The sequence below is a fragment of the Streptomyces sp. Ag82_O1-12 genome (genome assembly GCF_900182715.1).
GTDB lineage: Bacteria > Actinomycetota > Actinomycetes > Streptomycetales > Streptomycetaceae > Streptomyces > Streptomyces massasporeus.
In genome coordinates this window covers 3270428-3296223 of sequence record NZ_FXUW01000001.1, presented here as the reverse complement: position 1 = coordinate 3296223, position 25796 = coordinate 3270428, and the positions used below count along the sequence as shown (strand labels likewise).

General features: G+C 72.7%; 20 protein-coding genes and 1 tRNA gene. 11 read left to right on the top strand and 10 right to left on the bottom strand.

The genetic code is table 11. The features are described 5' to 3' along the window. Position 1 precedes the first annotated feature (1 nt). From QOL88_RS15100 to QOL88_RS15080, 5 genes are all read left to right on the top strand, one after another. Positions 2–1624 (top strand): beta-N-acetylhexosaminidase, encoded by a 1623-nt coding sequence (locus tag QOL88_RS15100; protein ID WP_097216933.1) that lies wholly within the window; start codon positions 2–4, stop codon positions 1622–1624. 259 nt (positions 1625–1883) lie between these two features. Beyond that, entirely contained in the window at positions 1884–2777 is an 894-nt protein-coding gene (locus QOL88_RS15095) for an FAD binding domain-containing protein (RefSeq protein WP_097216932.1), read from the top strand. Then, the gene (locus tag QOL88_RS15090) at positions 2774–5089 is read left to right on the top strand and encodes a 2Fe-2S iron-sulfur cluster-binding protein (protein ID WP_097216931.1); all 2316 of its coding nucleotides are present in this window, start codon (positions 2774–2776) and stop codon (positions 5087–5089) included. The genes QOL88_RS15095 and QOL88_RS15090 overlap by 4 nt, the downstream gene beginning before the upstream one ends. Beyond that, positions 5086–7395, top strand: coding sequence for a xanthine dehydrogenase family protein molybdopterin-binding subunit (locus QOL88_RS15085; RefSeq protein ID WP_097216930.1), 2310 nt, complete (start codon positions 5086–5088; stop codon positions 7393–7395). Before QOL88_RS15090 ends, QOL88_RS15085 begins: the two co-directional genes overlap by 4 nt. Positions 7396–7663: 268 nt before the next feature. Further along, complete coding sequence (locus QOL88_RS15080; protein ID WP_097216929.1) at positions 7664–8830, top strand: SUKH-4 family immunity protein; 1167 nt, start codon at positions 7664–7666, stop codon at positions 8828–8830. Positions 8831–8841: 11 nt separating this feature from the next. Here the strand turns inward: QOL88_RS15080 and QOL88_RS15075 are convergent, their stop codons facing one another. Both QOL88_RS15075 and QOL88_RS15070 read right to left on the bottom strand, forming a co-directional pair. After that, positions 8842–10062 carry an LPXTG cell wall anchor domain-containing protein gene (locus tag QOL88_RS15075; protein WP_097216928.1) on the bottom strand — a complete coding sequence of 407 codons (1221 nt, stop codon included), beginning with the start codon at positions 10060–10062 and terminating at the stop codon, positions 8842–8844. 272 nt (positions 10063–10334) lie between these two features. Further along, positions 10335–10409: transfer RNA gene (locus tag QOL88_RS15070), tRNA-Cys, on the bottom strand. A gap of 225 nt (positions 10410–10634) precedes the next feature. On the opposite strand from QOL88_RS15070, the gene QOL88_RS15065 reads away from it, so the two are divergent. From QOL88_RS15065 to QOL88_RS15050, 4 genes are all read left to right on the top strand, one after another. Next, on the top strand, positions 10635–12269 hold the full coding sequence (locus tag QOL88_RS15065) for an MFS transporter (protein ID WP_097223004.1): 1635 nt from the start codon (positions 10635–10637) through the stop codon (positions 12267–12269). Positions 12270–12579: 310 nt separating this feature from the next. Then, positions 12580–14379, top strand: a complete 1800-nt coding sequence (locus QOL88_RS15060) for a DEAD/DEAH box helicase (protein ID WP_097216927.1) — start codon at positions 12580–12582, stop codon at positions 14377–14379. A gap of 406 nt (positions 14380–14785) precedes the next feature. Next, positions 14786–15427, top strand: coding sequence for an IclR family transcriptional regulator (locus tag QOL88_RS15055; protein ID WP_097216926.1), 642 nt, complete (start codon positions 14786–14788; stop codon positions 15425–15427). 76 nt (positions 15428–15503) lie between these two features. Beyond that, positions 15504–16295, top strand: a complete 792-nt coding sequence (locus QOL88_RS15050) for a S16 family serine protease (protein ID WP_097216925.1) — start codon at positions 15504–15506, stop codon at positions 16293–16295. Between the two features lie 2 nt (positions 16296–16297). Here QOL88_RS15050 and QOL88_RS15045 read toward each other — a convergent pair whose 3' ends face one another. From QOL88_RS15045 to QOL88_RS15015, 7 genes are read right to left on the bottom strand one after another with little or no spacing between them, the layout of a single operon-like run. After that, entirely contained in the window at positions 16298–16468 is a 171-nt protein-coding gene (locus tag QOL88_RS15045; RefSeq protein ID WP_179878869.1) for a hypothetical protein, read from the bottom strand. 10 nt (positions 16469–16478) lie between these two features. Continuing rightward, positions 16479–17066, bottom strand: a complete 588-nt coding sequence (locus tag QOL88_RS15040; protein ID WP_179878868.1) for an ArsR/SmtB family transcription factor — start codon at positions 17064–17066, stop codon at positions 16479–16481. A 47-nt stretch (positions 17067–17113) separates the two neighbouring features. Continuing rightward, positions 17114–18073 (bottom strand): glycine betaine ABC transporter substrate-binding protein, encoded by a 960-nt coding sequence (locus QOL88_RS15035; protein ID WP_097216924.1) that lies wholly within the window; start codon positions 18071–18073, stop codon positions 17114–17116. Next, on the bottom strand, positions 18070–18876 hold the full coding sequence (locus QOL88_RS15030) for an ABC transporter permease (protein WP_097216923.1): 807 nt from the start codon (positions 18874–18876) through the stop codon (positions 18070–18072). Before QOL88_RS15030 ends, QOL88_RS15035 begins: the two co-directional genes overlap by 4 nt. Next, entirely contained in the window at positions 18873–20132 is a 1260-nt protein-coding gene (locus QOL88_RS15025) for a betaine/proline/choline family ABC transporter ATP-binding protein (RefSeq protein WP_097216922.1), read from the bottom strand. Before QOL88_RS15025 ends, QOL88_RS15030 begins: the two co-directional genes overlap by 4 nt. Continuing rightward, positions 20125–20772 (bottom strand): ABC transporter permease, encoded by a 648-nt coding sequence (locus tag QOL88_RS15020; protein WP_097216921.1) that lies wholly within the window; start codon positions 20770–20772, stop codon positions 20125–20127. Before QOL88_RS15020 ends, QOL88_RS15025 begins: the two co-directional genes overlap by 8 nt. Before the next feature lie 19 nt (positions 20773–20791). Beyond that, positions 20792–21262 carry an Lrp/AsnC family transcriptional regulator gene (locus tag QOL88_RS15015; protein ID WP_030837783.1) on the bottom strand — a complete coding sequence of 157 codons (471 nt, stop codon included), beginning with the start codon at positions 21260–21262 and terminating at the stop codon, positions 20792–20794. Between the two features lie 123 nt (positions 21263–21385). Between QOL88_RS15015 and hppD the strand changes: the two genes are divergently transcribed. Further along, positions 21386–22531, top strand: a complete 1146-nt coding sequence (gene hppD, locus QOL88_RS15010) for a 4-hydroxyphenylpyruvate dioxygenase (protein ID WP_097216920.1) — start codon at positions 21386–21388, stop codon at positions 22529–22531. A 316-nt stretch (positions 22532–22847) separates the two neighbouring features. Here the strand turns inward: hppD and QOL88_RS15005 are convergent, their stop codons facing one another. Continuing rightward, positions 22848–24284 carry a tetratricopeptide repeat protein gene (locus QOL88_RS15005; protein WP_097216919.1) on the bottom strand — a complete coding sequence of 479 codons (1437 nt, stop codon included), beginning with the start codon at positions 24282–24284 and terminating at the stop codon, positions 22848–22850. Between the two features lie 92 nt (positions 24285–24376). Here QOL88_RS15005 and QOL88_RS15000 point away from each other — a divergent pair, with 92 nt between their 5' ends. After that, positions 24377–25792, top strand: coding sequence for an FAD-binding oxidoreductase (locus QOL88_RS15000; RefSeq protein WP_097216918.1), 1416 nt, complete (start codon positions 24377–24379; stop codon positions 25790–25792). The last annotated feature ends 4 nt before the right edge of the window (positions 25793–25796 follow it).

Below are 25796 nucleotides of genomic sequence, written 5' to 3'. Positions count from 1 at the left end.
CGTGACCGAACTGATCCCGGCGCCCCGCGGCGCCACCGCCGGATCCGGCGAGGTGCGGCTGACGCACCACTCCCGGCTCTGCGCCGACACCGCGACGCAGGGCGTCGCCCACTGGCTGGGCGCCGCCCTGCGGCAGGCCACCGGGCTGCCGCTGCGCGAGGGGCGGGAACTCGACGACGCCGAGGGCGGCATCGGGCTGCGCCTCGACCCCGGCCTCGGCCCCGAGGAGTACCGCCTCGTCAGCGACGGCTCCGGCGTCCTCGTCGAGGGCGGTTGCGCGGCCGGTGTCTTCTGGGGCGCCCAGACCCTGCGGCAACTCCTCGGCCCCGACGCGTACCGCAGGGCCCCGCTCGATCGCGACCGGGCCTGGACCGTGCCGCATCTGACGATCGAGGACGCTCCCCGATTCCGCTGGCGCGGCCTCATGCTCGACGTCGCGCGGCACTTCATGCCCAAGGAAGGAGTGCTGCGCTACCTCGATCTGATGGCGGCGCACAAACTCAACGTCTTTCATTTCCATCTGACGGACGACCAGGGCTGGCGCATCGAGATCGAGCGGCATCCCCGGCTGACCGAGATCGGCTCCTGGCGCGCCCGTACGAAAACCGGCCACCGCGCCTCGCCGTTGTGGGAGGACAAGCCGCACGGCGGCTACTACACCCGGGACGACATCCGCGAGATCGTCGCCTACGCCGCCGAGCGGCATATCACCGTCGTCCCCGAAATCGACGTGCCGGGCCACTCGCAGGCCGCCATCGCCGCGTACCCGGAACTCGGCAACACCGACGTCATCGACACCACAGCCCTCTCCGTCTGGGATACCTGGGGAATCAACCCGAACGTACTCGCCCCCACTGACAACACCCTGCGCTTCTACGAGGGCGTCTTCGAGGAAGTGCTCGAGCTGTTCCCCTCGGAGTTCGTCCACATCGGCGGCGACGAATGCCCCAAGGACCAGTGGCGGCAGTCGGAGACGGCCCAGGCGCGGATCAGGGAACTCGGGCTCGCGGACGAGGACGAGCTCCAGTCCTGGTTCATCAAGCACTTCGACGCGTGGCTCTCCGCGCGCGGGCGCCGGCTGATCGGCTGGGACGAGATCCTGGAGGGCGGGCTCGCCGAGGGCGCCGCCGTCTCCTCCTGGCGCGGCTACGCGGGAGGCGTCGCCGCCGCCCGGGCCGGCCACGACGTCGTCATGTGCCCGGAGCAGCAGGTGTACCTGGACCACCGTCAGGACCCGGGCCCCGAGGAGCCGGTACCGATCGGGTGGGTGCGCACCCTGGAGGACGTCTACCGGTTCGAGCCCGTTCCACCGGAGTTGACACCCGAGGAGGCCCGGCACGTGCTGGGTACCCAGGCCAACCTGTGGACCGAGGTGATGGAGGACCACGCGCGCGTGGACTATCAGGCCTTCCCCCGCCTCGCGGCCTTCGCGGAGGTCGCCTGGAGCGCCCTGCCCGCCCCGGCGGAACGGGACTTCGCCGGTTTCCAACGCCGTATGGCCGCGCACTACGGGCGGCTCGACGCCCTGGGCGTGGCCTACCGGCCCCCCACCGGCCCCCTGCCCTGGCAGCGGCGCCCCGGGGTGCTGGGCCGCCCGGCCGACGGGCCGCCGCCCCACCGGTAGCGGTACCCGTCATGACCGAACAGCTCGAACAGGCCACGGAAAAAGCGCACAAGGGTCACCGAAAGTGCCAATCGGCATGCACTGGTGAACCAGTGAGAAAACGGACCATCTCGCCGGTGAGGTGGGCGAATGCCTCCTAGCGGACCCGTGTCTTCGGCTCTCGCCAAGATGTGCCAGAGTTGCCACGTCCGCCCTGTCAGCACGTACCGTACGGCAGCACAGGTGGGACCAGGTGGGGCAGCGGGAAGGGGCAGCCGGTTTGACCACGCACGCACCGCAGGCGGCGCAGGCCGTCACGCTGCCCACGACGCTGGACGAGGCCGTCGCGGCGCTCACCGCCGTGCCCGCCGCCGTACCCGTCGCGGGCGGCACCGACCTGATGGCCGCCGTCAACTCCGGGCAGCTCAGGCCCGCCGCCCTGGTGGGGCTCGGCCGGATCAGCGAGATCCGGGGCTGGCAGTACCTGGACGGTCACGCGCTGCTCGGCGCGGGCCTCACGCACGCGCGCATGGGCCGCCCCGACTTCGCGGCCCTGATCCCGGCGCTCGCCGCCGCCGCCCGCGCGGCCGGCCCGCCGCACATCCGCAACGCGGGCACCCTGGGCGGCAACATCGCCTCGGCCGCCCCCACCGGGGACGCGCTGCCGGTGCTGGCCGCCCTGGAGGCGACACTGATCGTCGCGGGCCCGGGCGGAGCCCGCCGGGAGATCCCCGTGTCGCACCTGCTGGCCGGGATGGACATGCTCCGCGCCGGCGAACTCATCGGCTTCGTGCGCGTGCCGCTGCTGCACGCCCCGCAGGTCTTCCTCAAGGCGACCGGCCGGACCGGCCCGGGGCGCGCCGTGGCGTCCGTGGCCCTGGTCCTGGACCCCGCGCGCCGGGGCGTGCGCTGCGCGGTGGGCGCCATAGCGCCGATGCCGCTGCGGCCCCTGGACGCCGAGCAGTGGGTCGCCGGCCTCATCGACTGGGACAACAACCGCGCGCTCGTCCCCGAGGCGCTGAGCGCCTTCGGCGAGTACGTCGCCGCGGCCTGCATCCCCGACGCGGCGCCGGCCGAGGACGGCTCGGTCGCACAGCTTCCGCCCGCCGTACTGCACCTGCGGCGCACCGTCGCCGCGCTGGCCCGACGAGCACTGGGGAGGGCGCTGTCGTGAGCGACGACCAGTACGGAGAGGGCACGCCCCGGGGCGGCAGCCGCTGGGACCCGCTGCCCCAGGGCGAGTACGACGACGGCGCCACCGCCTTCGTCGAACTCCCCGAGGGAGGCGTCGACGCCCTGCTGGCCGCCGACAGCCCCCTGGCCGCGCCCGGACACGGGTACGTACCGCCGCAGATAACGGTCAACCCCGCGACGACCGCCGGAACCGACCCGGCCGCCACGGGCGCGTGGCCGGTGCCGGGCGCGCCGGTCGACGGGGCGCAGTGGCACGACCCGAACGCCGGGCACCGGCAGCACGGCCATGAGCACGGCGCGCACCACCAGCAGGGCCACGACGTGCCCGAGCAGTCCTACGGCGGCACCGACGCGCCCTACGACGCCGGCACGCCCTACGCCCCGGGCACGCCCTACGCCCCCGGCACGCCCTACGGCCCCGACGCGACGGCACCGTCGCACGGCGGCGACGACCGGTTCACGTACAACCCCGGGGCGACCGGGCAGTGGACCTTCGAGGAGACCGCGGCCGCCGAAGGCGCGCCCGGCCATGACGTGACCGGGCAGTGGTCCATCCCCGTCGCCGGGGGCGACCTTCCGGACGAGTCGGGCGAGTTCACCACCTCCTCACTGGTCGAGCAGTGGGGCGGCACCCCGCCGGCCACGCTGCCCGGCGGCGCGCCCGCGCCCTGGGCGACGCAGGCCACCGGCCGGCCGTGGGGGCAGGACCCGCAGGACCCGCAGGACACGGCGGGGCAGGAGGAGGCCGGGCCGGGCTTCCCCCACGAGCACGGTCACGAGCAGGGCGACGCCGCCTCCGTTACCGGTTACGCCCCGGAGTCCGGATACGCGCCGGAGTCCGGATACGCCCCGGAGTCCGGATACGCGCCGGAGCAGCAGGCCGCCGGGCCGCTGCCGCAGGAGGCGGGCCCGGAGGCCGGGCCCGGGCGCCACCCGCAGGACGTTCACGCGCCGGGCGCCCACGAGGACACCGGTCACGGTCACGCGCATCAGCCCGGGGAGTTCGGCCACGGGCCGGAGTCCCTCGGAAACGCCGACCATGGGCCGGAGACACCGGGCGACGGCCACGCGCCGCAGCCGCCGTCGAGCGCCGCGTACGCGCCGGGGGAGCCCGGGGAGGCCGGTCACCCGGAGGATCCGTCCCGTTTCGCCGACCACGGGGCCGAGCCGTCCCACTTCGCCGAGCACGGGCCCGAGCAGCCGGACTTCGCCGACCACGGGCCGGAGGGGGCCGGTCCCGCCGGTCACGCGCCCGGACAGCCGTACAGGGAGGCCCAGGACGGGTTCTCCGGGGAGCCCGTGCCCGAGGCGCACCCGGATTCCGACGCGCCTCCGCAGGACGCCCAGGACGCCCAGGACGCCTCACAGGCCGCTCCCGGCCTCGGTGAGGCCGGTGAGCCCTCCGAGTCCCCCGAGGACACTCCAGGGGCCCCAGAGGCCGCCGACGGCCCCTCCGAGCCCGCTGCCGGGCCCCTCCCGGACCTCGCGGACGCGGACGCGGAGACCGACACCGGCACCGGCCCGGAGACCGTCGACGGGGAGCCCCCGGCCGAGGACCCGGACCAGGACCCGGCGACCGCCGCGACCACCCCGTCCGCGGCCGCCCCCCACGACGCACCCCCCGCGGCCCCCCAGGAGGAACACCCCCTCGCCTCCTACGTCCTGCGCGTCAACGGCACCGACCGACCCGTCGGCGACGCGTGGATCGGCGAGTCCCTGCTGTACGTGCTGCGCGAGCGGCTCGGCCTCGCGGGCGCCAAGGACGGCTGCTCGCAGGGCGAGTGCGGCGCGTGCAACGTCCAGGTCGACGGGCGGCTCGTGGCGTCCTGCCTCGTCCCGGCCGTGACCGCCGCCGGCAGTGAGGTCCGTACCGTCGAGGGCCTGGCCGAGGACGGACAGCCGTCGGACGTGCAGCGGGCGCTCGCGCGCTGCGGCGCCGTCCAGTGCGGCTTCTGCGTCCCCGGCATGGCGATGACCGTGCACGACCTGCTGGAGGGCAACCCGGCGCCCACCGAGCTGGAGACCCGCCAGGCACTGTGCGGCAACCTGTGCCGCTGCTCCGGCTACCGGGGCGTGGTGGACGCCGTCAAGGACGTCGTCGCCGAACGCGAGGCACACTCCGCGCCCGCCGACGGCGACTCCGGCGAACCCCGCATCCCGCACCAGGCGGGCCCGGGCGCCGGTGGCGTGAACGCGTCGGCCTTCGGAGCGCCCCCGCAACCGCGCACCCCCGAACCGCACTCCCCAGAAGCGCACGACCAGCCCTACGGCCAGGACGGAGGCCCCGCGTGAGCAACGAAGCAGCCACCGCCCAGGCCGCGGAGGCCGCGCCCGCCCCCGAACCGCTTCCGCACGGCATCGGCGCGTCGCTCCCGCCCGCCGACGCCCGCGCCAAGACGGAGGGCACCTTCCCGTACGCCGCCGACCTGTGGGCCGAGGGCCTGCTGTGGGCGGCCGTGCTGCGCTCACCGCACCCGCACGCGCGCATCCTGTCCGTCGACACCACCCACGCGCGCGAGATGCCCGGCGTCCGCGCCGTCGTCACCCACGAGGACATCCCCGGCCGCCCGTTGCACGGCCGCGGCACGGCCGACCGCCCCGTCTTCGCCTCCGAGGTCGTGCGCCACCACGGCGAGCCCATCGCCGCCGTCGCCGCCGACCACCCCGACACCGCGCGCATGGCGGCCGCCGCCGTCATCGTCGAGTACGAGGTGCTGGACCCGGTCACCGACCCGGAGCAGGCCTTCGAGGCGGAGCCGCTGCACCCCGACGGCAACCTGATCCGGCACATCCCGCTGCGCCACGGCGACCCGGAGGCGGCCGGCGAGATCGTCGTCGAGGGCCTGTACCGCATCGGGCGGCAGGACCCCGCGCCCATCGGCGCCGAGGCCGGCCTGGCCGTGCCGCGCCCGGACGGCGGGGTGGAGCTGTACCTCGCCTCCACCGACCCGCACGCCGACCGCGACGCGGCCGCCGCCGCGTTCGGCCTGGAACCCGAGCGCGTCAAGGTCGTGGTGACCGGCGTCCCCGGCGCCACCGCCGACCGCGAGGACCAGGGCTTCCAGCTCCCGCTCGGCCTGCTCGCGCTGCGCACCGGCTGCCCGGTGAAGCTCACCGCCACGCGCGAGGAGTCCTTCCTCGGCCACGTCCACCGGCACCCGACCCTGCTGCGCTACCGCCACCACGCCGACGGCGAGGGCAGACTCGTCAAGGTCGAGGCGCAGATCCTGCTCGACGCGGGCGCCTACGCCGACACCTCCTCCGAGGCCCTGGCCGCCGCCGTCGCCTTCGCCTGCGGCCCCTACGTCGTCCCGAACGCCTTCATCGAGGGCTGGGCCGTACGCACCAACAACCCCCCCTCCGGCCACGTACGCGGCGAAGGCGCCATGCAGGTCTGCGCCGCCTACGAGGCGCAGATGGACAAGATCGCCAAGAAGCTCGGCATCGACCCGGCGGAAGTGCGGCTGCGCAACGCGCTGGCGACCGGCGACGTGCTGCCGACCGGCCAGACCGTGACCTGCCCGGCTCCGGTCGCCGAACTCCTCCAGGCAGTCCGGGACTTCGCGCTGCCGCCGCTGCCCAAGGACACGTCCGAGGACGAGTGGCTGCTGCCCGGCGGACCCGAGGGCGCGGGCGAACCGGGCGCCGTGCGCCGGGGCGTGGGCTACGGCGTGGGCATGGTGCACATGCTCGGCGCGGAGGGCGCGGACGAGGTCTCCACGGCGACCGTGAAGGTCCACGACGGTGTCGCGACGGTCTTGTGCGCGGCCGTCGAGACCGGCCAGGGCTTCACGACGCTGGCCCGGCAGATCGTCCAGGAGACGCTCGGCATCGACGAGGTGCACGTGGCGCCGGTCGACACCGACCAGCCCCCGGCCGGCGCGGGCTGCCGCGGCCGCCACACCTGGGTCTCGGGCGGGGCGGTGGAGCGCGCGGCGAAGATGGTCCGCACGCAGCTCCTCCAGCCGCTCGCCCACAAGTTCGGCATGTCGACGGAGCTGCTCCAGATCACCGACGGCAAGATCACGTCGTACGACGGGGTCCTCTCCACGACCGTCACCGAGGCGCTGGACGGCAAGGAACTGTGGGCCACCGCCCAGTGCCGCCCGCACCCGACCGAGCCGCTGAACGAGACCGGCCAGGGCGACGCGTTCGTGGGCATGGCCTTCTGCGCCATCCGCGCGGTGGTGGACGTGGACATCGAGATCGGTTCCGTACGGGTCGTGGAACTGGCCGTCGCCCAGGACGTGGGCCGCGTCCTGAACCCCACCCAGCTCGCCGCCCGGATCGAGGGGGGCGTGACGCAGGGCGTCGGCATCGCCCTCACGGAGAACCTCCGCACGCCGCGCGGCATCGTCCGCCACCCCGACCTGACCGGTTACGCCCTCCCGACCGCCCTCGACGCGCCCGACATCCGCATCGTCCGGCTGGTCGAGGAGCGCGACGTGGTCGCCCCCTTCGGGGCCAAGGCGGTCAGCGCGGTGCCGGTCGTAGCGTCCCCGGCGGCCGTCGCGTCCGCCGTCCGCGCCGCGACGGGCCGTCCCGTGAACCGCCTCCCGATCCGCCCCCAGGCAGCGGTGGTGACGGAACGGGGCTGAGGCGATTCCCCGGAAGCCGATGTGATTCGGCGGAACTCGGTCCGCTTCGGCGGAAGTCGATGCGATTCCGGGGAAAGGGAACGCGCGGGGGTGCTCCGAGCGTCTTGTGAGGTGACGCGGCGCGGTCGCCGGGCGCGCGTCGCCGGTCCGGGGCGTTGTCAGTGGTGGCGCGTACTGTTCTGGGCAGTGGGGAACGGCTGCCGGGCTTCGCCGGGCGGTCCGCCGTGCTCCGCCAGGGGACGGTGAGCAAGCACATGCGGGGGAGCCCATGAGTACGACCGATACCGGTTCCGCGGTGATCACCCTGACCGAGTCCGAGCTGGACCCGTGGGTGACGCACGCGTCCACGCGGCACTGGCTGACCGGCCCCGGACTGCCCTGCGACAGCGGCGTGCTGAGCTTCGCCGAGCTCAGCCGCGAAGGCCTGCGCACGGTCGCCGACTCGACCGGCGACCCGGACGACCGTCTCTCCGGGGAACTGCGCGAACAGCTCGTGATAGGCGGACTGCTGGGCCCTGGTGGCCTGGAGACGGAGTCGGTCCTGCTGGACGGCGCGACGGGCGAGATCTCGACGACGTATGTCCTGCACGACCGCCCCGACCTGATGGACCGCCGCCCCCTGGCCCCGTCCCTGCGGACGCTGGTCCGCTTCGCGGAGGCCACGGACGAACTGGCCGGTCTGCGCGGCCAGTTCGCCTCCTACGCCGGCCGCTACGGCCCCAAGGCGGTGGCGCAGGCGTCCCAGCATCTGCTGGCGGTGTTCCGCGACGGCGCGGACGGTGAACCGGCCCCGTTCTGGAAGATGGCGGCGCTGATCCGCCCCCTGTCCCTGGTGGCGGGCCGCGGCGGCGCGTCCGGCCTCTCCCTGGACCTCCCGCACCGCCTCCTGGACCAGGAGTTCGGCCCCGGCAGGACGGTCCGCTTCGAGGACGTCGACTTCCCCGCGACCCTCACGCACGAACCGACCCGCCGCTTCCTGCGGGAGGTGGGCCTGCCGGAGGACGCCCATGTCTTCTGCCTGGACACGGACGTGCCCCTGGCGACGCTCGCCGAGTACCACGCCGACACCGACACCCCGGCCGTGCTCCCCGCGGGGGCCCATCGACTGATCCGCCTCGGCCACCTGGTCGAGGACAACAGCCTGGTCATCGACGGCGCGACGGGCGCGGTCCTGAACTGGAGCGAACCCGAGGCGACGCTGTACCCGCTCAACACGGACGTGTCGACCCTCGCCTTCACCCTCTGGCTCCTGCACCGCGAGCGCGCGATAGACGCCCAGTCGTCCCACGAACTGACGACCGACACCTACGACCAGTTGGCCATGACGATGCTTCAGGTCCTGTCGACGGTGGACCCGACGGGCGTGAGCGCCGGGAGAACGGTCCGCCACTACTGGACGGACGCGTTCCAGGACGAGGCCGGCGGGGTGCTCTGACAGGGCTGCCGTCAGGCGGACTTGGAGGCGTTGCGGCGGCGTACGGCGAAGACCAGACCGCCACCGAGCACCGCGGCGGCGGCCGCGGCACCGGCGAGGAGCGGGGTGCCGTCGGAGCCGGTGGTGGCGAGGTTGCCGCCGGTGGTGCTGCCGGTCGTGGTGCCGGTGGAGCCGCCGGTCGTCGTGTCGGTAGAAACCGAGGCCGACGGGGAAGCCGTGGCGCCCGTGCCGCCCGCGGCCTGGCCCTCGGGGTCGTTGCCGTTCCCGCCGTTGCCGGAGCCACCGTCGGCGCCGTCCGAGGGGCTCGGCTCGGGCTCGTAGTCGCTCGGCACGTCGATGCCGATCGTGGCCGTGTTGTTGGCGCGGTTCGTGTCGTACTTGGGCGCGATGTCGTAGACGGACGACGCCTTGATCTCACCCTCGGTGTCCTGCGTGGACTTCTTGATCTTCAGCGTGATGGTGTACTCCACCGACTGCCCGGCGTCGAGGATCCCGTCCTGCGGCCAGCACACGTACTTGGGCTTGCCCGTCGTCCCCTGCGGCCCGCTCGGCCCGTCGATCCCGAACGGCGCGCAGTCCTTCGGCACGCCGATCGCCACGGTGCCCGGCGGGATCTGCACCAGCAGGGCGGGGAGGTCGTCGCTCTCCTGGTTCTGCACCCAGCCGGGGCCGTCGTTGCGCAGAGTCGCCGTGACCGACTGCTCTCCGCCGGCCAGTGCCTCCATCTCCTGACCGACGGCGACGAGATCGGCGGTGTTGTCCGCGGTCAGGGTGAGCCGCCGGTAACTGTCGTCGAAGCCCTCGCCCGGGGCGTCCCCGGTCGCGCTCGTGCCGTACTCGACGGCTTCCATCAGGGCCTTGTCCAGCGCCTTGAACCGCACGGGCGTGGTGACCGAGGCACCGGGCTCGACGACCGTGTCGAGCTCACACACCGCCTGCCTGACCTGGTCCTTGACGGTCGAGTAGGTGCAGCCCTTCACCTGCTCGGGGAAGTCCAGCCCCCGCGTCAGACGCACCCGGAAGGTGATCCCGTCCACGGCGGCCGTGCCCTTGTTGGTGAGGGTGACGGACTTGTCGTACACCTCGCCCGGCTTGGGAGCCGCGGACGGCAGCGCCGACACGACCAACTCGGGCCCACCCTCCTCGGCCTGCGCGACGGGCGCGGCGACAGCGGGACCGGCAACGGCGATCACGGCAGCGGCCAGGACGGCTGCCGAGGGGCGGAGGCGCACGGTGTTTCTCCTCGTCGGGGTTTCCTCGTCGTTCCCGAAAGGCACGACGACCGGAGCGTGGGCTACCGGTCATGTCCTGGACAGCTGAGAGGGGCTCGGGGTTGTGCACGAGTTTCCGAACACGCCGCGAGGGCCCGGCCGACGTGAGGTGACGGCGCCCGGCCGCGCCGCGCTCCCAGAGCAGATCGCCGAGAGGGGCAATAGGCTGGTCACAGGGGTCGACACGGGTCATGTCCTGCCCGAACGACGGTCTCTGCTCGGCGGGCTGATGCTGGAGGCCGTGGCGGGATTCGAACCCACGTAACTCGCTTTGCAGGCGAGCCCCTGAACCACTCGGGCACACGGCCGGGTCGAGTACGAAGCAGTCGGCGCACGGCCGTGTTCGAACTCGGTGTAGTGACCGTAGGCCGGGGGTGGGGTGGGGCTCAAGGGGATCGCGTGGGCTGCAACGTGACTGCCATGTGCCGTTCATGAAGGGGGTGGCCGGGAAGAGGGGTGTACGACCAAGGTCCTAGAGGAGGACCGTCTTCGGACAGGGGTCAAAGTGGGGCGTGGACCTTACGCTGGCGGGCATGACCGTCCCGAAGCCGCGTGATGCCCATGTCGTGGAGGCCGCTGACCTGCCCTCCGTCGCCGAGCGGGACGCGGGCGTGCTGGGGGCGGCGTACCGGGCGTTGAGCGTCGGGATCGTCTCCGTCGTGCTGCTCATCGCCTTCGAGGCGACCGCCGTGGGGACGGCGATGCCCGTCGCCGCACGCGAACTGGACGGGGTCTCCCTGTACGCGTTCGCGTTCTCCGGGTACTTCACGACCAGTCTGTTCGGGATGGTGCTCTCCGGTCAGTGGTCGGACCGGCGCGGCCCCCTCGGCCCGTTGACGACGGGCATCGTTTCCTTCGGGGCCGGGCTGCTGCTGTCGGGGACCGCCCAGACGATGTGGGTGTTCATCCTGGGCCGGGCCGTTCAGGGGTTCGGCGGGGGGCTGGTGATCGTCGCGCTGTACGTCGTCGTCGGGCGGGTCTATCCGGAGCGGTTGCGGCCCGCCATCATGGCCGCGTTCGCCGCGAGCTGGGTGCTCCCGTCGATCGTCGGTCCGCTCGCCGCCGGCACGGTGACCGAACAGTTGGGGTGGCGGTGGGTGTTCGTGGGGATACCCGTGCTCGTCGTCTTCCCGCTCGCGCTCGCGCTGCCGCAGATACGGCGCCGGGCGTCCGGGCCGGCGCAGCACACCGCTGCCGAGTCCGCCGCGGCGCGGGGTGCCGACCTCCCCGTCCCCGCGGAACGGACCGCCGTCGCCGACCGGCCCGTCATGCCGGACCCTGCGGGGACGACCGACCGGCCCGTCACGCCGGACCCTGCGGGGACGACCGACCGGCCCGCCCCACCGGCCGACCCGTCTGCCCCACCGGCCGACCCGCCCGCCACCTTCGACCGTCGGCGCATCCGGCTCGCCCTGGGCATCTCCCTCGGTGCCGGGCTGCTCCAGTACGCCGCCCAGGACCTGCGCCCGCTCTCGCTGCTGCCCGGCGCCGTCGGCGTGGCTCTGCTGGTGCCGGCCGTGCTCGGGCTGCTCCCGCGCGGCACGTACCGGGCCGCGCGCGGGCTGCCGTCCGTCGTGCTGCTGCGCGGCGTCGCCGCCGGGTCCTTCATCGCCGCGGAGTCGTTCGTGCCGCTGATGCTCGTCACGCAGCGCGGGCTCAGTCCGACGCTGGCCGGGTTCTCGCTCGCCGCGGGCGGGGGTACGTGGGCGCTGGGCTCCTGGGTGCAGTCGCGGTCGCGGGTGGAGCCGTACCGGGAGCGGCTGACCACGGTCGGGATGCTGCTGGTGGCGGCGGCCGTCGCCGCCGCGCCGAGCGTGCTGATCGAGTCCGTGCCCGTCTGGACCCTGGCCGTCGCCTGGGCCTTCGGCTGCTTCGGCATGGGGCTCGTGATCTCCTCCACGAGCCTGCTCCTGCTCAAGCTCTCCGCCCCCGAGGAGGCCGGCACCAACTCCGCCGCCCTCCAGATCTCCGACGGCCTCTCCAACGTCGTCCTGCTCTCCGCCGGCGGCGCCGCCTTCGCCGCGCTGGGCGGCGGCGCGGTGTCCCACACGGCCACCCACACCTCCGGCTCCCACCCGGCCGCCTTCACCGCGGTGTTCCTGCCGATGGCGGCGGTGGCCCTCGTCGGTGCCTGGGTGTCGACCCGGCTGCGGGAACACCGGCCGTAGAGCGGCAGAGCAGCCGCCGCAGACCGGCAGAGCAGCCCGTCGTAGACCGGTGGAGCAGCCGCCGCAGACCGGTGGAGCAGCCGTCGTAGACCGGCGGAGCCGCCGTCGTAGACCGGTAGAGCCGCCGCCGCAGCCCCGTGGAGCAGCCCGCCGTCGCGCCCCGGAGGCTGTGACGTCGGTCCCACCCGCCGGTGACCCGGCCCGGTCCGCGCGTGGACCGGCTCGGGGCGCCGGTAGGGTGGCCCGGTTGTCATACGTAGCCGAGCCGTCAGGCTCCCTCGCACGAGCCGCCCGACCCCCAACGGAGACCGTGACTACCACCGCCGGCACCAGTTCTGCCTCGCACCACCTGTCCCCGGCGTTCCCCGGCCGCGCCCCCTGGGGTACCGCCAGCAAGCTGCGAGCCTGGCAGCAGGGCGCGATGGAGAAGTACATCCAGGAGCAGCCGCGGGACTTCCTCGCGGTCGCCACCCCCGGCGCCGGCAAGACGACCTTCGCGCTGACGCTGGCCTCCTGGATGCTGCACCACCACGTCGTGCAGCAGGTGACCGTCGTCGCCCCGACCGAGCACCTGAAGAAGCAGTGGGCCGAGGCCGCGGCGCGGATAGGGATCAAGCTCGACCCGGAGTACAGCGCCGGGCCGCTCAGCCGGGAGTACCAGGGCGTCGCCGTGACGTACGCCGGTGTCGGCGTCCGGCCGATGCTGCACCGCAACCGCGTGGAGCAGCGCAAGACGCTTGTCATCCTCGACGAGATCCACCACGCCGGTGACAGCAAGTCCTGGGGCGAGGCCTGCCTCGAGGCCTTCGAGCCCGCGACCCGGCGGCTCGCCCTGACCGGTACGCCCTTCCGGTCCGACACCAACCCCATCCCCTTCGTGACGTACGAGGAGGGGAACGACGGGATCCGGCGGTCCGCCGCCGACTACACCTACGGCTACGGCAACGCCCTCGCGGACAACGTCGTGCGGCCCGTCATCTTCCTCTCCTACAGCGGCAACATGCGCTGGCGCACCAAGGCCGGTGACGAGATCGCCGCCCGGCTCGGCGAGCCCATGACCAAGGACGCCATCAGCCAGGCCTGGCGGACCGCGCTGGACCCGCGCGGCGAGTGGATGCCGTCCGTGCTGCGGGCCGCCGACCAGCGGCTGACCGAGGTGCGCAAGGCCATCCCGGACGCCGGTGCGCTCGTCATCGCCGCGGACCAGGACTCCGCCCGCGCCTACGCCAAGCTGATCCGCGAGATCACCGGCAGCAAAGCCACCCTCGTGCTGTCCGACGACGCCGGCGCGTCCAAGAACATCGACGAGTTCAGCGGCAACAACGACCGCTGGATGGTCGCGGTGCGGATGGTGTCCGAGGGTGTCGACGTGCCGCGGCTGGCCGTCGGGGTGTACGCCACCACCATCTCGACGCCCCTCTTCTTCGCGCAGGCCGTCGGGCGTTTCGTGCGGTCCCGGCGGCGCGGCGAGACCGCCTCCGTGTTCCTGCCGACCGTGCCCGACCTGCTCTCCTTCGCCAACGAGATGGAGCGCGAGCGCGACCACGTCCTCGACAAGCCCAAGAAGCAGGGCGAGGAGGACCCGTACGCCGAGTCCGAGAAGGAGATGGACGAGGCGAACCGGGAGCAGGACGAGGACACCGGCGAGCAGGAGCAGTTCGCCTTCGAGGCGCTGGAGTCCGAGGCCGTCTTCGACCGGGTCATGTACAACGGCGCCGAGTTCGGCATGCAGGCCCACCCGGGCAGCGAGGAGGAGCAGGACTACCTCGGCATCCCGGGACTGCTCGAGCCCGACCAGGTGCAGCTGCTGTTGCAGAAGCGGCAGGCCCGGCAGATCGCGCACAGCCGCAAGAAGCCGGACGAGGAGGCCGACCTGCTCGAAATGCCCGCCGAGCGGCGGCCGGTGGTCTCGCACAAGGAGATGATGGAGCTGCGGCGGCAGCTCAACACGATGGTCGGCGCGTACGTCCACCAGAGCGGCAAGCCGCACGGGGTGATCCACACGGAGCTGCGGCGGGTGTGCGGAGGGCCTCCGGCGGCGGAGGCGACGGCGGGGCAGTTGCGGCAGCGGATCACCAAGGTGCAGGAGTGGGCTACGCGGATGAAGTGACGTCCGTGGTGAATCGTCGGTGAGGTGCAGGTCGTCGATCGCGCTCTCGACCCCCGCGCGGGCTCCCGGCTGCGCGTCGGCACGCCCACGCGGCGGAGCCGCACGTCGACCCAGCCCCGCGGCGCCCCGGCCGGGGCGCGCATATCGCCGCAAATTCGAGCAGTACGCCCCCTGCCGTGCCCGGATTCTGGACGGAGCCTTCCGCTCAGCGAACCTGCTTCGCTACTGTCCGGCTACGCACACGCCCCGTGGCAGCGCCGCCGCGGAGCGCAGCCGTGAAGCGACGCGGCCCGGACAGGCCGGGCCGCCGGCCGATCGGCGGCCTCTGAAGCGCGTTGCCGACGGGACTCGGTGACGCATCCGCCGACCGGGGGGCCGCCGACCTCACCACTAAGGAGTGGGCGTCGTGACCGCGGAGACCTCCCAGACGCTCGACCGGGGACTGCGTGTCCTCAAGCTGCTCGCCGAGACGGACCACGGGCTGACCGTGACCGAACTCTCCCACCGGCTGGGCGTGAACCGGACCGTCGTGTACCGGTTGCTCGCCACGCTGGAGCAGCACGCCCTCATACGCCGTGACCTCGGCGGACGTGCCCGGGTCGGGCTCGGTGTGCTGCGGCTGGGACGGCAGGTCCACCCGCTCGTACGGGAGGCCGCGATGCCTGCGCTGCGGTCACTGGCCGAGGACATCGGCGCGACGGCGCACCTGACCCTGGTCGACGGGGCGGACGCGCTGGCCGTGGCCGTCGTGGAGCCGACCTGGACGGACTATCACGTCGCCTACCGGGCCGGGTTCCGGCATCCCCTGGACCGGGGCGCCGCCGGCAAGGCGATCCTCGCGGCCCGGCAGCACCCGATGGCCGACCCCGGCTACATGCTGACGCACGGGGAGCTGGAGGCGGGCGCCTGGGGAGCGGCGGCGCCGCTGCTGGGCGTGACGGGCGTCGAGGGCAGCGTGGGTGTGGTGATGCTGGCGGAGGCGGTACCGGAACGGGTGGGGCCACGGGTCGTCGACGCGGCCCGGGAGGTCGCGGAGGCGCTGCGCTGAGGGCCGGCGGGCTCCCCGCGCGGGCCCCGGACGCCCTGGTCCCGGCCGTGCCCTCCTCCCGCGTTAGATTGATCCCGTGTTCTCTCGCCTCACGCGCCCCCAGGCCATCGCCGTCTGCGCCCTGCCCGTCGTGGCCCTGCTCGCGACGGCGGTGCTGGCGCCGTTGCCGTTCTCGGTGGCGCAGCCCGGGCTGACGGCGAACGTGCTGGGCGAGAACAAGGGCACGCAGGTGATCACCATCTCGGGTGCGCCGGTCCGGGACACCCGGGGTCAGCTGCGGATGACCACCATCGAGGCGACCTCCCCGGACACCCGGGTCTCGCTGCCCGACGTCATCGACAGCTGGTTCCGCACCGACCAGGCGGTCATGCCGCGCGACTCCGTCTACCCGAGCGGGGACAACGTCAAGGAGATCGAGCGGCACAACGAGAAGCAGATGAAGGAGTCCCAGGACGCGGCGACGCAGGCCGCGCTGGGGTACCTCGACCTCGACGACAAGGACATCGAGGTCAGTCTGAAGCTCGCGGACGTGGGCGGGCCCAGTGCGGGGCTGCTCTTCTCCCTGGGGATCATCGACAAGCTGGACGGCGACGGCACCGGCGGGGACCTCACCGGCGGCCGGGTCATCGCCGGTACGGGCACGATCGACGCGGCCGGCCGGGTCGGCGCGGTGGGGGGCGTCGCCCTCAAGACCCAGGCCGCCAAGCGTGACGGGGCGACGGTGTTCCTGGTCCCCAAGGCGGAGTGCGGCGACGCCCGCGCCGAGCTGCCGAAGGGCCTGCGGCTGATTCCGGTGACCACGCTGAAGAGCACGGTGAGTTCACTGGTGGCCCTGGAGACGGGGAAGGGCTCCGTCCCCAGCTGCTAGGCCTAGTGTGCGGGGACCGGCCCGGGCCGGGTGGCGAGCTTCAGCCCGACTTCTATGAGGGTCCAGCCCAGCCGCGCACGGAGGTCCTGCCGGGGTGCGGGACGGGGTTCGGTCTCGGCGCGGAGTTCGGCGGCGCGGGCGTGGTGCAGGGCGAGGTGGATGTCCGGGTGCATGGCGAACCTTTCAGTCGGTTCGGATCGGGAAGGCATGTGTCTGGATACGGACCTGCTCCACACCAGGTGTGTCCTCGGCAGCAGCACGGTCGCGGTAGGTCTCGACAAGCGCGTGCATCTTCTCGACGAGCTCCCGCGTCAGTTCGGGAGTGAGGCTCAGGGTCGCGCTGCTCATGTCCCAGGAGCGGGTCCACTCCTCCGGCCACGATTCGCGGTTGCCCAGCCAGGTCGACAGGGCCCGGGTCTGCGTGGTGGCGACCTCGTGCAGATACAGGTCCGCCGCTCCGCGGACGACCGGGTCCGAGTCGGTGAGCAGGGAGTCGTCGAAGCGAATGCCGTGGTGGGTCGCCTTCCACCAGCGTTCGCGGCCCTTGCCGTGCTCCGGAGCGTCCTCGACGAAGCCGTACTCCGCCAGTTGACGCAGGTGGTAGCTGGTGGCACCGCTGGACTCGCCCAGCTTCTGGGCCAGTTGCGAGGCCGTCGCCGGGCCGCCGAAACGCAGTGCGTCCAGCAGCTGAATGCGCAGGGGGTGCGCCAGTCCCCGCAGGGATCGGGCGTCGAGTTGCCGTACCGGTGTGTTCTCGGGCTCACTCACCATGCAAAGGTAGCGTTGCAAAGCCTCCTTTGCAACGCCTTCTTTGTAACTCACTCCTTGACGAACCCCTCCTGCACCAGCCAGTCCAGCGCCACCTGGTGGGGATCCTCCCCGTCGACGTCCACCTTCGCGTTCAGGGTCTGCGCGACGGAGTTGTTCAGCTTCGCCGTCACCGGGTTCAGGACCTCCGCGATCGCCGGCCACTCCTTCATGGACTTCGCGTTGATCATCGGCGCGACGTTGTAGTTGGGGAAGAACTTCTTGTCGTCGTCCATCACCACCAGGTTCATGGACTTGATCCGCCCGTCGGTGGTGAACACCTCCCCGTACGTGCAGTTGCCCTTCGCGGTCTGCGTGTAGATGATCCCGGTGTCCATCTGCGTGACGTTCCGCGACGGCACGTTCATGCCGTAGGCCTTCTGCATGCCCGGCAGTCCGTCCGCCCGGTTCGCGAACTCGACCTCCACGCACAGCTTCACGGCCCCCGGGTCGGACTTCGCCAGCTTCGCCACGTCCGACATCGTCTTCGTGCCGTACTTCTTCGCGTTCTCCTGGTTCATGGCCAGCGCGTACGTGTTGTCGAGCTTCGACGGCGGCAGCCAGACCAGCCCGTTGCCCGCGTCCTCCTTCTTCACCGCCTCCCATTGCTCCTGGGGGTCGGTGATCGGCTTGCTGTGCCCGAGGTACGTGATCCAGGCCGTGCCCGTGTACTCGTACCCGGCGTCCGCGTCGCCCTTGCGGACCGCCTCGCGGCTGCCGATGGAACCCTGGATGCCGGTGCGGTCGATCACGTCCGCCCCGGCCGCCTCGAACGCGATGCCCATGATCGAGCCGAGGATCAGCTGCTCGGTGAACGACTTCGACGTCACCGTCAGATGCGCGCCCTTCAGCGGCTCACCCCGGCCGATCGACCCCGGCTCCACGTCGTCGGTCAGCGGGGAGCCGCTGGTCAGGCCGCAGCCGGCCGCCGCCAGCAACAGGCCCGCCGCCAGGTACGCACGCCGCCTCATGGCTGCAACCCCCGCGGCCGCAGCAGCAGTTCGGCGAGCGACGCCAGCCAGTCCACCAGCAGCGCCAGCACCACCGTGAGGATCGACCCCAGCACCAGCACCGGCATCCGCTGGTTGGTGATGCCGGTCGTGATCAGCACGCCGAGGCCGCCGCCCCCGCCGAAGACCGCCAGGGTCGCCGTACCGACGTTCAGGACGAGGGCCGTGCGCACGCCCGCCAGGATCAGCGGGACCGCGAGGGGGAGTTCGACCCGGGTCAGCACCCCCGACGGGGACATGCCGATGCCGCGGGCCGCCTCCAGCAGGGTCGGGTCGTTCGCCTTCAGGCCCGTGATCGTGTTGGAGAGCACCGGCAGGATGGCGTAGACGATGATGCCGATCAGGGCGGCCCTGCGGCCGATGCCCAGCCAGATCACCAGGAGGGCGAGCAGGCCGATCGCCGGGGTCGCCTGACCCATGTTGGCGAACGCCATCGCCACCGGGGTGGCCCGGCGCATCGCCCCGCGGGTCAGCAGGATGCCCAGCGGGATCGCGATGATCAGCACGAAGAACGTGGAGATCACGGTCAATTGGATGTGCTGCCACAGCGCCTTGGTGACCTGGCCGCCCGACAGGGCGTTGCGGGTGAGCGCGTCCAGGTCGGCCTGCTGGAACCAGAGCCAGGTGGCGAGCAGCACGACGATCAGCGCCACCGGCAGGAACGTCAGCTTCTGCCAGGTGAGGCGGGACGGCCGGCGCTCGGGTGGGGGCGCCTCAGCCTCCTCCAGAGGCTCGGAGGTCTCGCCGACCCCCGTGGCCGTCACCGCTCCCCTCCCGGACCGCCCACACCCGCCGGGCCCTGAGCCCCCTCCTGCTCCGCATGCGTCTGCGAGGCCCGCAGCGACTCCAGTTCGTGCTGGTGCTCCATCGCGTCGAGCCGGTCGGCCTCCAGCATCTCGTGCACGGAGTTCATGAGGGTCTCCATGTCGACGACGCCCGTGTACTCCCCGCGCCGCCCGGTCACCACCACCCGCCCCGCGTTGTCGGTGAGGACCGCCTCCAGCGCGTCCCGCAGGGTCGCGTCCCGGGTGACCGTGTCGCTCACCAGGGTCCCGGCGCGGGCCAGCGAGCCCCGGGCCCGCATCAGATCGCCGCGCCGCAGCCACTTGTAGGGGCGGCGGCGCCGGTCGAGCAGCAGGATCTCGTTGCTGCCGCTGGTCCGCAGCAGGTTGAAGATCTGCTGGAGCGGGTCGTCGACCGTGACCGTCGGATACTCGGTGATCTCGACGTCCCGCACGCGGGTCAGGTTCAGCCGCTTCAGTGCCGCGCCGGCGCCGACGAAGCCGGACACGAATTCGTCGGCCGGGTTGGTGAGGATCGCCTCGGGGGTGTCGAACTGCGCGATGTGCGACCGCTCGCGCAGCACGGCGATCCGGTCGCCGATCTTGATCGCCTCGTCGAAGTCGTGGGTGACGAAGACGATCGTCTTGTGCAGCTCGTGCTGGAGGCGGATCAGCTCGTCCTGGAGGTGGTCCCGGGTGATCGGGTCCACCGCCCCGAACGGCTCGTCCATCAGCAGGACCGGCGGATCGGCGGCCAGGGCCCGGGCCACGCCCACGCGCTGCTGCTGCCCGCCGGAGAGCTGGCGCGGGTAGCGGCCGCGGAACTCCGCGGCGTCCAGGCCGACCAGGTCGAGGAGCTCCTCGGTGCGCTCCCGGATCCGCGGCTTCGACCAGCCGATCATCTTCGGGACGATCCCGATGTTCTGCGCGACCGTCATGTGCGGGAAGAGCCCGGCGGACTGAATGGCGTAGCCGACCTTGCGGCGCAGCTTGACCGGGTCCATGTCGGTGACGTCCTCGCCGCCGATGCGGATGCGGCCGCCGGTCGGCTCGATCAGCCGGTTGATCATCTTGAGCGTGGTCGACTTGCCGCAACCCGACGGGCCGACGAGTACGACGACCTCGCCCGCCTTGATCTCCATGCTCACGTTGTCCACGGCCGGCTGCGGACTGCCGGGGTAGTGCTTGGTCAGGCTCTCCAGCTCGATGGAGGCGCCGTGGTCACCGGTCTCAGGCACGGATCCCCCTGGGAATGGTCAGCCGTCCGATCAGGACGTACGCGGCGTCGAACAGCAGGGCCAGGACGATGATGCCGAGCGTGCCCGCGAGGACCTGGTTGAGCGCGTTGGCGCTGCCCAGCGAGGCGAGGCCGCGGAAGATGACGTTGCCGAGCCCGGGGCCGGAGGCGTACGCCGCGATGGCCGCGATGCCCATCAGCATCTGGGTGGAGACCCGGATCCCGGTGAGGATCGGCGGCCAGGCCAGCGGCAGCTCGACCCGCAGCAGCCGGGCCGGCCGGGACATCCCGATGCCCGTGGCCGCGTCCACCAGCGTCGGATCGACCCCGCGCAGCCCGACGATCGCGTTGCGCACCACCGGCAGCAGCCCGTACAGCGTCAGCGCGACCACCGTGGGCGGCACACCGAGGCCCACGATGGGGATGAGCAGACCGATCAGGGCGAGCGCCGGCACGGTCAGGATCGTGGCGGTGGTGGTGGTCGCGAGGTTCGCGGCCCACTCGCTGCGATAGCTGACGACGGCGATCAGCACCCCGAGCACGGTCGCCACGACCATGCACTGGAAGACGGCGCTCGCGTGCTGGTAGGCGTCCGTGAGCAGCTGCTGGTGCCGGTTGACCAGGTACTCCCAGAAGTTCACACGCGCTCACCCCTACCCGTCAGGTCTCCTCCGCGGCCTGCTCCACGAGCGGGATGATCCGCAGCGGAACGGGGTTCTCCATGACGATCGCCGTCGAGGCCCGGACGATGCCATCAAAACCGACGACCCGGTCGATCACACGCTGGAGATCGGCGTTGGAGCGGGCCACGAGCCGGCACATCATGTCTCCGGTGCCGGTGGTGGTGTGCAGCTCCAGCACCTCCGGCACGGTCGCCAAGTGCGCCCGTACGTCGGGTCCTTGGCCCTGCCGGATCTGCAGCGTGGCGAACGCCGTGACGGGGTAGCCGAGCGCGGCCGGATCGACCTCGGGACCAAATCCGCGGATGACTCCGTTCGACTGAAGCCGGTCCAGCCGTGCCTGCGCGGTGCCCCGGGCCACCCCCAGCCGCCGGGACATCTCCAGCACCCCGATCCGCGGCTCCCGGGCGAGCAGCAGGATGATCCGGCCGTCCAGATGATCGATCGCCACAGCAGCCTCCCGGCATGGTCATCCTGTACAGAAAGGCCGACGATACGGCCGTATTGCTGAACAGATTGCCCAGCTGAAACGCAAACTATTGCGCACCTTGCCGAGCGGGGAGACCCTGCGGCTATGACGCAGACCACACACCACACTCCCGACACCGCCCGGCAGGCCGACCCCTTCCCGGTCAAGGGAATGGACGCGGTCGTCTTCGCCGTGGGCAACGCCAAGCAGGCGGCGCACTATTACTCCACCGCCTTCGGCATGAAGCTCGTCGCGTACTCCGGACCGGAGAACGGCAGCCGCGAGACCGCCGCGTACGTCCTGGAGAACGGCTCCGCCCGCTTCGTCCTCACCTCGGTCATCAAGCCCACCACCGACTGGGGCCACTTCCTCGCGAAGCACGTGGCCGAGCACGGCGACGGTGTCGTCGACCTCGCCATCGAGGTCCCGGACGCCCGCGCCGCCTACGCCTACGCCCTGGAGCACGGCGCCCGCTCGGTGGCCGAGCCGTACGAGCAGAAGGACGAGCACGGCACGGTCGTGCTGGCCGCCATCGCCACGTACGGCGAGACCCGCCACACCCTCGTCGAGCGCTCCGGCTACGACGGCCCGTACCTGCCCGGCTTCGTCGCGGCCAAGCCGATGGTCGAGCCGCCCGCGCAGCGCACCTTCCAGGCGATCGACCACTGCGTCGGCAACGTCGAGCTCGGCAAGATGAACGAGTGGGTCGGCTTCTACAACAAGGTCATGGGCTTCACGAACATGAAGGAGTTCGTGGGCGACGACATCGCCACCGAGTACAGCGCGCTGATGTCCAAGGTCGTCGCCGACGGCACGCTCAAGGTCAAGTTCCCGATCAACGAGCCGGCCATCGCCAAGAAGAAGTCCCAGATCGACGAGTACCTGGAGTTCTACGGCGGCGCGGGCGTGCAGCACATCGCCCTCAACACGGGCGACATCGTCGAGACGGTCCGCACGATGCGCGCGGCCGGCGTCGAGTTCCTCAACACGCCCGACTCCTACTACGACACGCTGGGGGAGTGGGTCGGCGAGACCCGCGTCCCGATCGACACCCTGCGCGAACTGAAGATCCTCGCCGACCGCGACGAGGACGGCTACCTGCTGCAGATCTTCACCAAGCCGGTCCAGGACCGTCCGACCGTCTTCTTCGAGATCATCGAGCGCCACGGCTCGATGGGCTTCGGCAAGGGCAACTTCAAGGCCCTGTTCGAGGCGATCGAACGCGAGCAGGAGCGCCGCGGCAACCTGTAGCCGCCGGCGATAGCGGGCGTGCGGGTGTCACGGGGCACCCGCACGCCCAGCCACCGCTGCGCGAGCCCGCCGCCCTGCCGCGCGGTGACGGAGACGTCCCCCGGGGGGGCGCCGCCCCCCGTTCGGCGGGGGGCGTTGCCGTAGAGGGAACTCGTGCCCTGCCGGGCCGCAGCCGTCACGCTCGCCGCATCGCCGCGCGGCCACGGACGCGCCCGCCCCCCTGGCCGCCGCCACGCGGGGCCCGTCGGCGTAGCGCGGGCCCGTGTCTCGCCGGGCCGGCGGCGGAGTCGCGGCGGTGCACCCCGGCCGTACCCAACTACCCCGCCCCGCCGTCCATCTCCGGCACCCCTTCGTCCGGCGGCTCGCCCAGCGCCTCGGTCGCCGCCCGTGCCGCAGGCGCGTGCAGTGGGGAGAAGCGGGGGTTGATCCGCAGGGCCTCCGTGAGGTGTCGGCGGGCCGCGCCGTGGCGGTTCAGCTCTTGCTCGATCATGCCCCGGTGGTACATGGACGCCGCGTCGAGCACCCCGCCCCCGGGCTCGGTGCCCGTCGCCGTCAGCGCGAACCGCAGGGCCTCCTCGGGCTCCCCGGCCCGGTACAGGGCCCAGCCCAGCGCGTCGGCGACCTCCGTCCCCGGCTGGCGTTTCCACTCCGCCCGCAACCGCCGCACCGCAGCCTTCGGATCGCCGTGGTCGGCCTCGAACCGGCCCAGTACCAGCTCCTCGTCGGCCCCGCCCGCGGCAGCGCGCCGTACCCGCTCCCGCAGCAGGCCGTACCGCACCCGGGCTGCTTCCGGCATGCCCAGCGACTCGTACAACTCGCCCAGCTCCAGGGCGTACCGCGGACACGGCTGCCCGGCGAGGGCCGCCCGGTAGGCGTTCAGGGCCTGCGTCGTCCGGCCGAGGGCCGCCAGGGTCCGCCCCTGCCCGGCCCGCGCGGCCCACTGGTCGGGGTCGAGACGGACCGCCTCCCGGAAATGCCGCAGCGCGACGTCCAAGTCCCCGCGTTCGAAGGCCAGCTGCCCGGCCCGCTCCAGATAGGCGGCCCGCTCGGCGGGGGCCCGCGCGCCCGCCGCCGCGTCCGCCAGCGAGGCCGCCGCGTCCTCCCGCCAGCCCCGGTCCCGGTACACGGCCGCGGCCCGCGCCAGCACGGCGGGCCCGGAGCGCAGCCCGGTCAGCCGGTCCAGCGTCCGCTTGGCCGCCTTGTACTCACCGAGCCCGGTGTAGGCGTCGATGAGCAGCGGATACGTCGTCCACCGCCGCGGCTCCAGCTTCAGCGCCGCCTCACCCCACCGGCGCGCCGCGGGGAAGTCCCGGCGGGCGTTCGACAGCGCGGCAAGCCCCGCCAGTGCCCGGGTGTTGCGCTGCGGCCGCACCGACAACGACGCCCGCAGCGCCTTCTCCGCCCGCGGGTAGTCCGCCGGGTCCGCCAGGCGCCGCCCCCGCTCCACGTAGGCCGCCCCGAGCACCGCCCAGGACGTCGCGTCCTGCGGGCGCGTCCGCACGGCCTCCCGCCGCTCCTCGATCAGCTCCGCCAGGCCGGGCAGCGCGGCCGGCACCCCACTGCCGACCGCCGCCATGGCCAGCGCTCCCGGCGACGGCCGAGCGGGCTCGGCGGACCGCTCCCGCGGCAGCAGCACCAGCACCCCGCCCAGCACGGCACACCCCGCGACGGAGGCGATCAGCACCGGCCGGACGCGCACCCGGCGCTTCGAACCGCTCTGCCGCCGCACCGGACCCTCCTGCTGGTTCTCCATGGCGCTCACTGTGCGTCAGTACGACGACCCCACCCGGGCAGGCGAAGGGTGCCGCCGACGGGGTTCACACCGATGGCCCCGGGTGCGAACCTGTGATCATGAGCCGTATCGAAGCGCCCAGCTCCGAGGACACCGCAGCGACCGGCGACCTCGTGGACCTGCTGCTCAGCGGCCTCCCGGCCGAAGCGGTCCTCACCGACCCCGACGTCACGGCCTCCTACGCCAACGACATGGCGAGCTTCTGCCCGGCCGGCACCCCCGCCGTGGTCGTGCTGCCCCGCACGACCGAACAGGTCCAGCACGTGATGCGCACCGCCACGGCCCTGCGCGTCCCCGTCGTCCCGCAGGGCGCCCGCACCGGACTGTCCGGCGCCGCCAACGCCTCCGAGGGCTGCGTCGTGCTGTCCCTGACGAAGATGGACCGGATCCTGGAGATCAACCCGGTCGACCGCATCGCCGTCTGCGAACCCGGCGTGATCAACGCCGCCCTGTCCCGGGCCGTCGGCGAGCACGGCCTGTACTACCCGCCGGACCCCTCCAGCTGGGAGATGTGCACCATCGGCGGCAACATCGGCACGGCCTCCGGCGGCCTGTGCTGTGTGAAGTACGGGGTCACCGCCGAGTACGTTCTCGGACTGGACGTGGTGCTCGCCGACGGGCGGCTCATGTCCACCGGCCGCCGCACCGCCAAGGGCGTCGCCGGCTACGACCTGACCCGGCTGTTCGTCGGCTCCGAAGGCTCGCTCGGCATCGTCGTACGGGCCGTCCTCGGGCTGCGCCCCAAGCCGCCCGAGCAGCTGGTGCTGGCCGCGGAGTTCGCCTCCGCCGCCGCGGCCTGCGACGCCGTGTGCCGGATCATGGAGGGCGGCCATGTGCCGTCACTCCTCGAACTCATGGACCGTACGACGGTCAAGGCCGTCAACGACATGGCGCAGATGGGCCTCCCCGAGAGCACCGAGGCGCTGCTCCTGGCCGCGTTCGACACCACCGCCCCCGCCGCCGACCTCGCCGCCGTCGGCGCCCTGTGCGAGGCGTCCGGGGCCACCCAGGTCGTCCCCGCCGACGACGTGGCGGAATCCGAACTGCTCCTCCAGGCGCGGCGGTTGTCGCTCACCGCGCTGGAGGCGGTCAAGGGTGTGACGATGATCGACGACGTGTGCGTGCCCCGCTCCCGGCTCGCCGAGATGCTCGAAGGGGTCGACCGGATCGCCGAGAAGTACCAGCTCACCATCGGTGTCGTCGCCCACGCGGGTGACGGCAACACCCACCCGACGGTCTGTTTCGACCCGGCGGACCCCGACGAGTCCCGGCGCGCCCGCGAGTCCTTCGACGAGATCATGGCCCTCGGTCTGGAACTCGGCGGCACCATCACCGGCGAGCACGGCGTCGGCGTCCTGAAGAAGGAGTGGCTGGCGCGCGAGATCGGCCCCGTGGGCATGGAGATGCAGCGGGCCGTCAAGCAGGCCTTCGACCCGCTGAACATCCTGAACCCGGGCAAGCTCTTCTGAGCCC